This window comes from Microbacterium sp. (assembly GCF_035687345.1).
Taxonomy (GTDB): Bacteria; Actinomycetota; Actinomycetes; order Actinomycetales; family Microbacteriaceae; genus Microbacterium.
Map to the genome: position 1 here is coordinate 1 of NZ_DASRXZ010000134.1, position 13751 is coordinate 13751.

Consider the following 13751-nt stretch of genomic DNA (forward strand, 5'->3'; position numbering starts at 1 on the left):
GCGGCGCTGAGGGGAGTCTGGTCGCCACGATCCTCCCTGCTGGACGGAGCCGAGGGTCCCCAACGCCCCTCGTTCGCGCATCCGCTTCGGCCCCGTCATGCTAACAAAGGCCCATGAGAGAGCCGCCTTTATCCACAGCCCTCCCCCGGTCCGGATGCGGCTTCGTCGGGTTCTAGTCCTGCGACCCGTCGAGCGGGTCGAACGGCACGTCGAGCGACTGGGTCAGCTCCTGCAGCATCGCCTCGATCTGCGGCTCGACGTACTGGGCGATCGCGGCTTGGATCCGCAGGCGGTGATGCAGCAGGATCGCGCACACCTCGCGGCCGATCATGTTCGCGTAGTCGTCGGCGAGCCCGACCTCCTGGCGCATGGCGGCCTTGGCCTCTTCGCTGAGCGGCGGCAGGGCCGGCACGTCGGCATCCGCCTCTTCGGCGAGTCCCGCGATCGTGAAGAGGAACGGCGCCCCGGGAACAGGGTCGGGGTCGAGCGGCAGCCCCTCGAACTCGGGGTCGAGACCCTCCGTGGGACGGTAGCTGCGGGCGCGGTTGCGCGCGGCCTGCTGGTCGAGCTCTGCCTGGAGCATCGGGAGGTTGCGTGCCGTGTACTCGGCGACCGCCTGATCGACGATCGTCTTGATGCGCGTCGAGAGCCCGTGCTGCACGCCGTGCGGCACATCGGTGCCGAGCCCGGCGGCCGACAGCACGGGAGACCCGAAGCAGCGCCGACACGGCGCCACGCGACCGCGGTGCGTCGCGGGCTCCCAGCGCGGCAGCCACTTGAGCCAGGCGTCGACAGCCTGGCTCACGCGGGTCTCGAGCGACCGCTCCATCCTCCTACGGTAGCCCGACCGCGCCGGATCGCGCGCACGAAGATTCCGAGGTCACTCGGCGTTTCCCCTCATTCGCCCTCGTCGTCCTCCCACGGCCAGCGCGGTCGGTGCGCGCGGGTGCGCGTGAGGGCGACGCCGCCCCACGCCGAGACCGCCGCGGCAGCGAGCACGACGACGCCGAACCAGCTCGTGGCGATGCGCCCGGCGACCGACCCCGCGACCGCGAGGTCTGCGCCCGCGAACAGGCAGCCGAACCACGCGCCCGCGACGTAGGCCAGCGCCGTCGCGAGCGCGATCCACGCGGCGCTCCAGTACGACGGAGGAACGGCGCGCAGGGCGAGGGCGAGCCCGGCGGCGAAGACGATCGTCGCGAGCCCGGTGCTCGCGATGGCCGGCCACGGGCCGAGACCGGATGCCGCGACCACGTCCTCATCGAGGATGAGCGTCGCGATGCCGAGGCCCGCGATCTCGAGCGCGATGAACGCGACCGTCGCGAACGCGAGCGCGTACGGCTTGCGAACGGGGCCGCCCTGCGGCGGAGGCTGCGGCGGGCCCTGTTCGCCGTCCATCACTGACGGACGATCGTCGGACCCGCCTCCAGCGTGCGCTCGTACTCGTACATCGCGGCGTCGTTGAGCTCCGTCACGCGCTTGCCGCGCGCGGCGGCCCACGCGCCGAACCAGATCGTGAGCTCACGGCCGAAGACGAAGGCGGCGATCGCGAGCGGCGCGAGCAGCTGACCCTCGACGAGCTGGGCCCCTTCGGTCGCCGTCAGCATCCAGAACGGCGCCTGGAAGAGCTGCCCGAGCAGGTGCCCGCCGTAGGCCGCGAAGCCCACGAGGATGCCCCAGATGACCCAGGCACCCCAACGTCCGCGGTTGATGATCGCCCCGAGCAGCCAGAACGCGATGAAGAACACGACGACGGGCACCCACATCGCCCACGTGCCGAGCGCCTCGAGCGCGGTCTCGCCCACGTTCTCGATCGTCACGTCGCCCGCGAGGGCGCCGAACCCGAGCCACGCCGCGAGGTACAGCACGGCGAACGCGAGCGCGGCGAGCAGGCCGATCGCGCCGGCGGCGGCGCGGTTTCCGCGCGCGCGCGGCGGCTCGGGCGCCTGCACGAAGATCGGCTGCGGCGACACAGCCGCGGCACCGGCGGCGGCACCGGTCGTCTCGACGGGCTCGCTCGAGGTCACGACGGGAGAGTCCGCCGAGCGCGTGTACTCGTCGTAGGCGGTGGTGGGGGCATCGTGCATCGTGGTGTCTCCGGCATCGGCGGTCGTCGTGTCGTAGGCAGTCGTGGCGTCCGCATCCGCGGCGGCCGACCCGGTCACCGGCTCCTGCTCGACGACCACGGGCTCCTGCTCGACCACCACCGGCTCCTGCTCCACGACGGCGGGCTCGTGCTCGGCCACCACGGGCTCGGCGTCCGTCGTCGAAGGCTCAGCGGGCGTGGGCTCCCCCACCGCGTCGCGTCCGGCGGCGTCGGCCTCGGCCAGGCTCTCGTTCGCGCTGCCGACGACGCCATCGACGTCACGCGGCTCCTCGGCGGGCTCGCCGGGGCGGTTCGTGGGGTCACTCATGCGGGATCGACTCCTCACGCGGGGCGGTTCCCCGCAGGGCGAGGGTAGCGCCCCGCATCCGCGCGACCACGGAGGCGTGCCGAGAACACGCGGCGTTTCGCGGCCGACTGCTCGCGCCGTTCGCGGATCGCCCGGGCGGCGCGCGTTCCCCGGTCGATGCCGCGGCTATCGTGACCGCATGTCGCATCGACGTGGCCCGGCGGCGGTGGCCGCGGCATCCGTCCTCCTCGCCCTCGTGCTGGCCGGCTGCGTGCCCGACGACGCGGCCGGACCGACCCCATCCGCCGACGGAAGCGAGACGTCGTCGCCGTCGGCCACCGGGTCCCCCGAGCCGACACCCACCTCGACTGCGGACGCGATCCCCGAGATCCCCGACGACTGCCGCGCCGTCCTGAGCTCCTCTGTGCTCGATCAGCTCGAGGGCGTGCCGCTCAACGACGAGGCGTTCGGGCCGTCGGGACCGCAGCCGGACGGAAGCCTCACCTGCGTGTGGGGCGACCCCGGTGCCGACACGACGCGTCTCGTCACGACGATCCGGTACATGTCGCGCGGACCCGCGCTCGATCTGCTCAACGAACTCGCCGACGACGAGGACTTCACGTGCTACACGCCCGACCTCGGCACGCGCTGCGAGAAGACGTGGCAGAACGAGCAGTACCCCGTGACCGACGGCCGCACGCTGTTCTGGCGAGACGACATCCTCATCGACACGCGGTACTCGAACCTCGCCCCGTCCGGCTACACCGACTCGATCATCGCCGCGCTCTGGGGCTGACGCGGATCACTCCCACACGTGCGCGGCCAGCCGGTCGGCGAACCCGGGCGGATGCCACCCGCGTTCGGCGATCGACAACCACACTCCGTCGCGCAGCACCTGCTGCACGAGGTCGTCGCCCGACGGCTGCCTGCAGATGAGGGTGCCACCCACGACGGTGCGGCACAGAAACCCCTCGGCGCGCAGCGCCGCCTCGGCGACGGGCGCCGTCTCGTCCGGAACGCGCGCAAGCGACGCGACGAGCTGGCGTCCGTCGTCACCGCGCCACACGCACGTCACGAGCACCGTCGGGGTGAGCGCCTCGACGAGCGTCGGCGGCATCGTGTCGGGGACGGCGATCGACTGCGCGAGGAGCGCGTCACGAGACCACACGAGCTCGATCCACAGGTCGTCCGGAAACAGATCGCGGCAGTCGGGGCGCTCCGCCATCGCGATGGGCGGCGGCGCTTCGCCCGGGTCCTTCGGCGTCGTCGCGGCCCGCAGCACTTCGCCCGCCCACGCGACGCTCACCGGGACCATCGGCATCGCGAAGTAGGCGAGCGCGACGACGACCGCGGCACACAGCAACCCAGCCGGCACCGCGATCCACAGATTCCGACCGCCGGTCCGTGCCATGGATCCCTCCGAGACCTCCACGGTAAGGCGCGATGACGGATGCCGCGGCACGGCGCGCAGGAGTCGCCCGGGCTCGCCCGGCCGGGCCGCAGGATACCTTGCGGCTCGCGCAGAAGCGACCCCCTCTTCACCATCGGCTCCCGTGGGAGACGGTTGTCGGCCACGGCGGAGCCGACGGAGCCGACCTGCTCCCGGGACCCCCATCCGCCGAAGAGAGTGGAGGACCAGATGTCTGCATACGAAGCGGGCTCATCGACCGGAGCGGATTCCAGGAAGGAAGAGCTCAAGGAGCGGGCCGCCCAAGCCGTCGGAGAGGTCGACGCGGGCGCGAAGCACGTCGCCGGTGTCGCGGGAGACGAGCTCGGCAACGTCGCACACAAAGCCACCTCGGCCGCGCGGGGCTTCTTCGACGAGACGCGGCACCAGCTCACCGAGCAGGCGTCCCACCAGCAGCGGCGCGCCGCGGGCTCGCTGCGCACGACAGGCGACCAGCTCGTCGGAATGGCGCAGTCCGCCGAGGCGGACGGCGTCGCGACGGGCATCGTCCGCACCGTCGGACAGAAGACGCGCGACGCGGCGTCGTGGCTGGACCGGCGCGAGCCGGCCGACCTCGTCCACGAGGTGCGCGGCTTCGCGCGACGCCACACCGGCGCGTTCCTGCTCATCGCCGTGGGCGTGGGCGTCGTCGCCGGGCGGCTCACGCGCGCGCTCATGTCGAACGGCAACGGGTCGACGGACGGCTCGTCTCGGCGGTCCACGGGCGCCGGGGGCGGCGGATCGGCCGGCTATCCCATGGCGACGGGCGCGGCCGGAGGCGCGGCCGGCGCAGGCTCGACCGGGGCGGCCGGTCGCGTCGGCACGAGCGAGGCGGGCTGGTCCGCGGGGCCGTCGGGCGCGGTGGCCGTCGGCGCGACCACGCCGGACACGACGGACTCGAACGGCGAGACGCCGATCGCCGATGCTCTCGCAGCCGAGACCGACGTGGCGCCGATGACCGACGCGGGCGCGCAGCCGCAGGGACTCATGACCGAAGGCGAGTCCACTCAGGACGCGTGGTCGCCGAGCGGTGAGGCGCGACGATGACCGACATGCCCACGCCATCCCAGGAGAAGGCGGCGAACACGTCGCTCGGAGAGCTCGTCGGCGAGGTCACGCGCGACATGTCCGTGCTGATGCGCCAGGAGCTCGAGCTCGCAAAGGCCGAGCTCGCCGAATCGGCGAAACGCGCGGGAATCGGCTCCGGCCTCATGGCGGCGGCAGCCTACGGAGCGGCGATGACGCTCCTGTTCCTGTCGCTCGCGCTGTGGGCGGCGCTGGCCGAAGTGATCGACGACGGGTGGGCGGCCGTCATCGTCGCCGTCATCTGGGCGGCGATCGCCGCCGTGCTGTACGCGGTCGGCATGAGCCGGCTGCGCTCGGTGCGCGGCGCCCCGCGCACCGTCGAGACGGTCAAAGAGATCCCGGACGCGCTCAAGAGGAACGAGGAGAACAGATCATGAGCACCCCCAGCACTTCCACCAACCCCGACCAGCTCCGCGCCGACATCGAGGTGACCCGAGAAGAACTCGGACGCGACGTCGACGCCTTGGCGGACAAGGTCATGCCGGGCAAGATCGTCGAACGCCAGAAGTCGCGCATGCGGCGCGCGTTCGAAGACGTCAAGCACCGCGTCATGGGCGTGGCCGAGGACGTCGGCCAGGCGACATCCGATGCCGCAGGAAGCGCGGCGGAGGGCGTGCGCGAACTGCCCAAGCGCGCCGCCGGCGCGGCGCAGGGGGCGCCCATCGCGGTGGGCCTCGTCGCGCTCGGCCTCGGCTGGCTCGCGGCGTCGCTCGCTCCGCCGTCCGACGCGGAGCGCCGCATGGCCCGCTCGCTGCGCGAATCCGCACAGCCGATCGTCGACTCGGCGACGGATGCCGCGAAGCAGGTCGCATCGGAGCTCAAGGAGCCTGCGCGCGACGCCTTCGAGCAGGTGAGATCCGAAGCCGTCGACGCCGCCGAGCATGTCAAGGAGGAGGCGCGCGACACGACCGAACAGGTCAAGGAGAACGTCGCCCCGTCCGCCGGAGAGCACGACCAGGGCGGTGGGTACGCCGAGAACCAGCAGCGGTTCTGAGGCCGCGGCCGCGGCATCCGTGCCGTGGAAAAGAGGAAGGCCCCCGGCATCGCGCCGGGGGCCTTCCTCTGTCAGACGTTCGCGGGTCAGTTGTAGTTGCCCGAGAAGTCGTCCGTCGAGAAGCTGTCGAAGTCGACGTAGCTCAGGTCGGCGTCGCTGAACGCGCCGTCCGAGGCGAAGATGCGGTTGGGGTACCGCTCGCTCTTGGCCTCCTCCGTCGCCTCCACGATGACGTTGCGATACTTCGCAAGTCCCGTGCCGGCGGGGATGAGCTTTCCGATGATGACGTTCTCCTTGAGGCCGACGAGCGGGTCGCTCTTGCCCTCCATGGCCGCCTGCGTGAGGACGCGGGTGGTCTCCTGGAAGGACGCGGCCGACAGCCACGACTCCGTCGCGAGCGACGCCTTCGTGATGCCCATCAGCTCCGGACGACCCGACGCGGGGCGCTTGCCCTCCGCCACGGCCTCGCGGTTGATCTGCTGGTAGCGCTTGAAGTCCACCAGCTCACCGGGAAGCAGGCTCGTGTCGCCGTGGTCGACGACCGTGACCTTGCGCAGCATCTGGCGCACGATGACCTCGATGTGCTTGTCGTGGATCGGCACGCCCTGCGAGCGGTACACGCCCTGCACGCCGTTCACGAGGTACTTCTGCACCTCGCGGGCGCCCTGCACGCGCATGACCTCCTTGGGGTCGAGCGTGCCGACCTGCAGCGGCTGGCCGACCGTGACGTGCTGGCCGTCCTCGACCAGCAGCGTCGCGCGCTTGAGCACCGGGTAGACGTGCGGCTCGTCGCCGTTGTCGGGCGTCAGGATGACCTTCTTCGAGCGGTCCGTCTCCTCGATCGTGATGCGGCCGTCGGCCTCGGCGATCGGGGACGCACCCTTCGGGGTGCGGGCCTCGAAGAGCTCCTGCACACGCGGCAGACCCTGCGTGATGTCGTCCGCCGACGCCGAACCACCGGTGTGGAACGTACGCATCGTCAGCTGCGTGCCGGGCTCGCCGATCGACTGGGCCGCGATGATGCCCACGGCCTCGCCGATGTCGACCATCTTGCCGGTCGCGAGCGAACGGCCGTAGCAGCGGGCGCAGACGCCGACAGCCGAGTCGCAGGTCAGCACCGAACGGACCTTGATGGTCTCGATGCCGGCCTCGACGAGGCGGTCGATGAGCTGGTCGCCGACGTCCTGGCCGGCCTCCGCGAGCACCGTGCCCTGGGCGTCGACCACGTCGGCGGCGAGCGTGCGCGCGAACACCGAGTTCTCGACGTTCGGGTCCTTCACGAGCGTGCCGTCGAACGACGGAGCGGCGATCGGCAGCTCGAGGCCCTTGGTCGTGCCGCAGTCGTCCTCGCGAATGATGACATCCTGCGAGACGTCGACCAGACGACGCGTGAGGTAACCCGAGTCGGCCGTACGGAGGGCCGTGTCGGCCAGACCCTTACGGGCACCGTGCGTCGCGATGAAGTACTCCGCCACCGACAGACCCTCGCGGTACGAGGAGATGATCGGACGCGGGATGATCTCACCCTTCGGGTTGTTCACGAGACCGCGCATACCCGCGATGTTGCGGATCTGCAGCCAGTTGCCTCGAGCACCCGACGACACCATGCGGTTGATGGTGTTGTCGGCCGGGAAGTTCTCGCGCATCGCCTTCTGGACCTCGTCGGTCGCCTCGGTCCAGATCTTGATGAGCTCCTGACGACGCTCGGCGTCGGTCGTGAGACCCTTCTCGAACTGAGCCTGGACCTTCGCAGCCTGCTTCTCGTACTGCGCGACGATCTCCTGCTTGTTCGGCGGCGTGAGGATGTCGCTGAGCGCGACCGTCACACCCGAACGCGTGGCCCAGTAGAAGCCGGCGTCCTTGATGCGGTCGAGCGTCGCGGCGACCTCCACCTTCGGGTACTCCTCGGCGAGCTTGTTCACGATCTGCGACAGCTTGCCCTTGTCGGCCTGCTCGCGCACGAACGGGTAGCCCTTGGGGAGCGTGTCGTTGAAGATCGCCTGACCGAGGGACGCGTCCACGAGCCCGTGCCCCTTCTTCACGACGGTCCCGTCACCGTCCAGGACGTCCCCGTAACCCTCGGGGGCCTCGCCCTCGAGGAACGTGAGACCCGGGATGCGGATGCGGACCTTGGCCTGCAGGTCGAGGGTGCCCTCGTCGCGAGCCAGGATCGCCTCGGCGACCGAGCCGAACACGCGGCCCTCGCCGACAGCGCCCTCCTTGATCGTCGTCAGGTGGTGCAGACCGATGATCATGTCCTGCGAGGGCAGGGTCACGGGGCGACCGTCCGACGGCTTGAGGATGTTGTTCGACGCCAGCATCAGGATGCGGGCCTCGGCCTGCGCCTCGACCGACAGCGGCAGGTGCACGGCCATCTGGTCACCGTCGAAGTCCGCGTTGAACGCGGCGCACACGAGCGGGTGCAACTGGATGGCCTTGCCCTCGACGAGCTGCGGCTCGAAGGCCTGGATGCCGAGGCGGTGCAGCGTGGGCGCACGGTTGAGGAGCACGGGGCGCTCGCGGATGATCTCCTCGAGCACGTCCCACACCTCGGGGCGCGTGCGCTCGACGGCGCGCTTGGCCGCCTTGATGTTCTGCGAGTGACCGAGGTCGATCAGGCGCTTGATGACGAACGGCTTGAACAGCTCGAGCGCCATCTGCTTCGGCAGACCGCACTGGTGCAGCTTGAGCTGCGGACCCACGACGATGACCGAACGGCCCGAGTAGTCCACGCGCTTGCCGAGCAGGTTCTGACGGAACCGGCCCTGCTTGCCCTTGAGCATGTCGGACAGCGACTTGAGCGCGCGGTTGCCGGTGCCCGTGACGGGGCGCCCGCGGCGGCCGTTGTCGAACAGCGCGTCGACCGCCTCCTGCAGCATCCGCTTCTCGTTGTTGACGATGATCTCGGGCGCACCGAGGTCGATCAGGCGACGGAGGCGGTTGTTGCGGTTGATCACGCGGCGGTACAGGTCGTTCAGGTCGCTCGTGGCGAAGCGGCCACCGTCGAGCTGGACCATCGGACGCAGCTCCGGCGGGATCACCGGCACGACGTCGAGGACCATCGCGGCCGGGCTCATGCCCGTCGCGAGGAACGAGTTGACGACCTTGAGGCGCTTGATCGCGCGGATCTTGCGCTGGCCCTTGCCCTCGGCGATCTGCTGGTGCAGGCTCTCGGCCTCGCCCTGCAGGTCGAACGACTCGAGGCGGCGCTTGATCGCCTCGGCGCCCATGTACGCCTCGAAGTACTGGCCGAAGCGGTCCTGCAGCTCGTGGAAGATCTCGTCCTCGCCCTTGAGCTGGCCGACCTCGAGCGTGCGGAAGTCCTCCCACACGCGCTCGAGCTTGGCGATCTGCTCGTCCGCGCTCTTGCGGTACTGCGCCATGTCCTTCTCGGCGGCGTCCTTGGCCTTCTTCTTCTGATCGGCCTTGGCGCCCTCCTCCTCGAGCGCGGCGAGCTCCTCCTCCAGCTTCTGGAGGCGGTTCGCGATCTTGGCGTCACGGCGGTCGCCGAGCGTCTTGATCTCGAGGCGGATGTTGCTCTCCTGCGTCGCGAGGTCGCGGTGGCGCGCCTCCTCGTCGACGGAGATCACCATGTAGGCGGCGAAGTAGATGACCTTCTCGAGGTCCTTCGGCGCCATGTCGAGCAGGTACCCGAGGCGCGACGGGACGCCCTTGAAGTACCAGATGTGGGTGACGGGCGCGGCGAGCTCGATGTGGCCCATGCGCTCGCGGCGGACGGAGGACTTGGTGACCTCCACGCCGCAGCGCTCGCACACGATGCCCTTGAAGCGGACGCGCTTGTACTTGCCGCACGCACACTCCCAGTCACGGGAGGGTCCGAAGATCTGCTCGCCGAAGAGGCCGTCCTTCTCCGGCTTGAGCGTGCGGTAGTTGATGGTCTCGGGCTTCTTGACCTCACCATACGACCAGCGACGGATGTCGTCGGCGGTGGCCAGGCCGATGCGAAGCTCATCGAAAGTTGTTGCGTCGAGCACTGATTCTCCTGTGTCGGAATTCTTGGGACTCGGTCCCTGAGCTAGTCGAAGGGTCCTGGCCTGGTTCAGATCTCGTCGATCGACGAGGACTCGAACCGGGTGGAGATGTTGATGCCGAGCTCTTCGGCCGCACGGAAGGCGTCGTCGTCGGTGTCGCGGAGGTTGACCGCCGTACCGTCGGCCGAGAGGACCTCGACGTTCAGGCAGAGCGACTGCATCTCCTTCATGAGCACCTTGAACGACTCGGGGATGCCGGGCTCCTGGATGTTCTCGCCCTTGACGATGGCCTCGTACACCTTGACGCGGCCGAGGATGTCGTCGGACTTGATCGTGAGGAGCTCCTGCAGCGCGTATGCCGCGCCGTACGCCTCGAGGGCCCACACCTCCATCTCACCGAAGCGCTGACCGCCGAACTGCGCCTTACCACCCAGCGGCTGCTGCGTGATCATCGAGTACGGGCCGGTCGAACGCGCGTGGATCTTGTCGTCCACGAGGTGGTGCAGCTTCAGGATGTACATGTAGCCGACCGAGATCGGAGCCGGGAACGGTTCGCCCGAGCGACCGTCGAACAGGACCGTCTTGCCGGACGAGTCGATGAGGCGCTCGCCGTCGCGGGTCGGGTTCGTCGAGTCGAGCAGACCGACGATCTCGTCCTCGGACGCGCCGTCGAACACCGGGGTCGCGACCTTCGTGCCGGGGGCGGCCTCGCGGGCGGCCTCGGGCAGACGCATGGCCCACTCGGGCTCGCCCTCGATCTTCCAGCCCTGCTTCGCGATCCACCCGAGGTGGGTCTCGAGCACCTGGCCGAAGTTCATGCGGCCCGGGATGCCCAGCGGGTTCAGGATCACGTCGACCGGCGTGCCGTCCGCGAGGAACGGCATGTCCTCGACGGGGAGGATCTTCGCGATGACGCCCTTGTTGCCGTGGCGGCCCGCGAGCTTGTCGCCCTCGGTGATCTTGCGCTTCTGGGCGATGTAGACCACGACGCGGCGGTTGACGCCCGAGCCGAGCTCGTCGTCGCCCTCCTCGGCGTTGAACTCCTTGACCGCGATGATCGTGCCGGCCTCACCGTGCGGGACCTTCAGCGACGTGTCGCGCACCTCGCGGCTCTTCTCGTTGAAGATCGCACGGAGCAGGCGCTCCTCGGCCGAGAGCTCGGTCTCGCCCTTCGGCGTGACCTTGCCGACGAGGATGTCGCCGGGGCGCACCTCGGCGCCGATGCGGATGATGCCGCGCTCGTCGAGGTCCTTCAGCAGGTCGGGGCTCACGTTCGGCAGGTCGCGCGTGATCTCCTCCTTGCCGAGCTTCGTGTCGCGGGCGTCCACCTCGTACTCCTCGATGTGGATCGAGGAGAGGGTGTCGTCCTTCACGAGGTTCTGGCTGAGGATGATCGCGTCCTCGAAGTTGTGGCCCTCCCACGTCATGAACGCGACGAGGAGGTTCTTGCCGAGCGCGAGCTCGCCGTTCTCCGTCGCCGGGCCGTCGGCGATGACCTCGCCGGCCTCGACGCGGTCGCCCGCCGAGACGACGACGCGCTGGTTGTACGACGTGCCCTGGTTGGAGCGGTCGAACTTGCGCAGGTAGTAGTCCTGCGTGCCGCCCTCGTCGAGCTGGACCGTCACGACGTCGGCCGAGACCTCGACCACGACGCCCGGACGCTCCGCGATGACGACGTCACCCGCGTCGATGGCGGCGTAGCCCTCCATGCCGGTGCCCACGAGCGGGGCCTCCGAGCGCAGGAGCGGCACGGCCTGACGCTGCATGTTCGCGCCCATGAGCGCGCGGTTCGCGTCGTCGTGCTCGAGGAACGGGATGAGCGAGGTCGCCACCGACACCATCTGGCGCGGCGAGACGTCCATGTAGCCGATCTCCTCGGCCGGGAACAGGTCGACCTCGCCGCCCTTCTTGCGGGCGAGCACGCGGTCGTCGGCGAAGTGACCGTCCGCCTTCAGGCGCGCGTTGGCCTGGGCGACGATGTAGTCGTCCTCCTCCGACGCGGTGAGGTAGTCGATCTGGTCGGTGACCTTGCCGCCCACGACCTTGCGGTACGGCGTCTCGATGAAGCCGAACGCGTTGATTCGCGCGAACGACGCGAGCGAGCCGATGAGGCCGATGTTCGGGCCTTCCGGCGTCTCGATCGGGCACATGCGGCCGTAGTGCGACGGGTGGACGTCGCGGACCTCGACGCCGGCGCGCTCACGCGACAGACCGCCGGGACCCAGCGCCGACAGGCGGCGCTTGTGGGTCAGGCCCGCGAGCGGGTTGTTCTGGTCCATGAACTGCGACAGCTGCGACGTGCCGAAGAACTCCTTGATCGCGGCCACGACGGGGCGCACGTTGATCAGGGTCTGCGGCGTGATCGCCTCGATGTCCTGCGTGGTCATGCGCTCGCGGACGACGCGCTCCATGCGCGACAGACCCGTGCGGACCTGGTTCTGGATGAGCTCGCCGACCGCGCGGATGCGGCGGTTGCCGAAGTTGTCGATGTCGTCGACGTCGAGGCGGATCTCGGTGAGCTTGCCGTTGCGGTAGCCCTCGAAGGTCTCGTCGCCGCGGTGCAGGCGGACGAGGTACTTGATGGTCGCGACGATGTCCTCGACCGTCAGCACCGACTCCGTCAGGTCGGCGCTCAGGCCGAGCTTCTGGTTGATCTTGTAGCGACCCACCTTGGCGAGGTCGTAGCGCTTCGGGTTGAAGTAGAAATTGTCCAGCAGCGCACGCGCGGCCTCGGCGGCGACCTGCTCGCCCGGACGCAGCTTGCGGTAGATGTCGCGAAGCGCGTCCTCCTTGGTGAGGATCGTGTCCTTGGAGAGCGTCTCCTCGATCGACTCGAAGCCCGCGAACTCCTCCAGGATCTGCTCGCTGGAAAGGCCCAGCGCCTTGAGGAAGACGGTCACGGACTGCTTGCGCTTGCGGTCGATGCGGACGCCGACCTGGTCGCGCTTGTCGACCTCGAACTCGAGCCACGCGCCGCGGCTCGGGATGATGCGCGCCGAGACGATGTCCTTGTCGGACGTCTTGTCTGGCGTCTTGTCGAAGTACACGCCCGGCGAGCGCACGAGCTGCGAGACGACGACGCGCTCGGTGCCGTTGATGATGAAGGTGCCCTTGTCGGTCTGGAGCGGGAAGTCGCCCATGAAGACCGTCTGGGTCTTGATCTCACCGGTCTGGTGGTTCATGAACTCGGCCTCGACGTACAGGGGCGCGGCGTAGGTCTTGCCACGCTCCTTGCACTCCTCGATGGAGTACTTCTCGGGCTCGAGGTAGGGGTTGGTGAACGAGAGCTGCATCGTCTCGCTCAGGTCTTCGATCGGCGAGATCTCCTCGAAGATCTCCTCGAGACCGGAGACCTCGGGCACGTCGGTGCGACCGGCGGCCTTGGCCTCGGCGACGCGCGCCTTCCATGCCTCGTTGCCGACGAGCCAGTCGAAGGACTCGGTCTGCAGGGCGAGCAGGTCAGGGACCGTCAGCGTGTCGGAGATCTTGGCGAACGAGAGGCGGGATGCTCCGCGGCCGTTCTTGGGGGTGGTGGTGGTGGGGTTGGATGCGTTGCGCGCAGCAGCCAAGGGGATTACCTCCGTGGGCCCGGACGAGGGCTCGTTTCCTTGTCGTGAGTGGAGTGCTCCGGTCCCCGAAGCCCGCGCGCCGCACTCCTGCGCGGGAACAGCGTTCACGCAGGGGGCGCACAGGCACAGCCGACCACCATATGAGGGCAGGGGGAATCCAAGAGCGCAACTACCCACTATACGCGGCTCCGCGCGTCGTGTCCACTCACATTCTTGAAAAGTTCCGGATGCTGCGGTATAAGCGGCGGGACGGCATCCGCATTCCCATCG

At 69.4% G+C, this 13751-nt stretch carries 10 protein-coding genes; 4 read left to right on the top strand and 6 right to left on the bottom strand.

The annotated features are described in order from the left end of the window. Window positions 1-172: 172 nt before the first annotated feature. The 3 genes from VFF97_RS15840 to VFF97_RS15850 all read right to left on the bottom strand — a co-directional run bounded on the left by VFF97_RS15840 (window position 173) and on the right by VFF97_RS15850 (window position 2414). Window positions 173-829 (bottom strand): spermidine/putrescine ABC transporter substrate-binding protein, encoded by a 657-nt coding sequence (locus tag VFF97_RS15840; protein WP_325034468.1) that lies wholly within the window; start codon window positions 827-829, stop codon window positions 173-175. 68 nt (window positions 830-897) lie between these two features. After that, the gene (locus VFF97_RS15845) at window positions 898-1398 is read right to left on the bottom strand and encodes a hypothetical protein (protein WP_325034469.1); all 501 of its coding nucleotides are present in this window, start codon (window positions 1396-1398) and stop codon (window positions 898-900) included. Next, window positions 1398-2414, bottom strand: a complete 1017-nt coding sequence (locus tag VFF97_RS15850; protein WP_325034470.1) for an ABC transporter — start codon at window positions 2412-2414, stop codon at window positions 1398-1400. The genes VFF97_RS15845 and VFF97_RS15850 overlap by 1 nt, the downstream gene beginning before the upstream one ends. A gap of 178 nt (window positions 2415-2592) precedes the next feature. On the opposite strand from VFF97_RS15850, the gene VFF97_RS15855 reads away from it, so the two are divergent. Next, entirely contained in the window at window positions 2593-3189 is a 597-nt protein-coding gene (locus VFF97_RS15855; RefSeq protein WP_325034471.1) for a hypothetical protein, read from the top strand. Window positions 3190-3195: 6 nt separating this feature from the next. On the opposite strand, the gene VFF97_RS15860 is transcribed toward VFF97_RS15855, so the two are convergent. Continuing rightward, entirely contained in the window at window positions 3196-3804 is a 609-nt protein-coding gene (locus tag VFF97_RS15860; RefSeq protein ID WP_325034472.1) for a hypothetical protein, read from the bottom strand. A 228-nt stretch (window positions 3805-4032) separates the two neighbouring features. Here VFF97_RS15860 and VFF97_RS15865 point away from each other — a divergent pair, with 228 nt between their 5' ends. From VFF97_RS15865 to VFF97_RS15875, 3 genes are read left to right on the top strand one after another with little or no spacing between them, the layout of a single operon-like run. Continuing rightward, window positions 4033-4887: a hypothetical protein gene (locus VFF97_RS15865; protein ID WP_325034473.1), complete on the top strand. Its 855-nt coding sequence runs from the start codon at window positions 4033-4035 to the stop codon at window positions 4885-4887. Next, complete coding sequence (locus tag VFF97_RS15870) at window positions 4884-5303, top strand: phage holin family protein (RefSeq protein ID WP_325034474.1); 420 nt, start codon at window positions 4884-4886, stop codon at window positions 5301-5303. Before VFF97_RS15865 ends, VFF97_RS15870 begins: the two co-directional genes overlap by 4 nt. Then, window positions 5300-5920, top strand: a complete 621-nt coding sequence (locus tag VFF97_RS15875; protein WP_325034475.1) for a DUF3618 domain-containing protein — start codon at window positions 5300-5302, stop codon at window positions 5918-5920. The genes VFF97_RS15870 and VFF97_RS15875 overlap by 4 nt, the downstream gene beginning before the upstream one ends. Before the next feature lie 86 nt (window positions 5921-6006). Here VFF97_RS15875 and rpoC read toward each other — a convergent pair whose 3' ends face one another. Both rpoC and VFF97_RS15885 read right to left on the bottom strand, forming a co-directional pair. Continuing rightward, complete coding sequence (rpoC, locus tag VFF97_RS15880; RefSeq protein ID WP_325034476.1) at window positions 6007-9915, bottom strand: DNA-directed RNA polymerase subunit beta'; 3909 nt, start codon at window positions 9913-9915, stop codon at window positions 6007-6009. 65 nt (window positions 9916-9980) lie between these two features. Further along, window positions 9981-13481 carry a DNA-directed RNA polymerase subunit beta gene (locus VFF97_RS15885; protein ID WP_325034477.1) on the bottom strand — a complete coding sequence of 1167 codons (3501 nt, stop codon included), beginning with the start codon at window positions 13479-13481 and terminating at the stop codon, window positions 9981-9983. Between the last annotated feature and the right edge of the window lie 270 nt (window positions 13482-13751).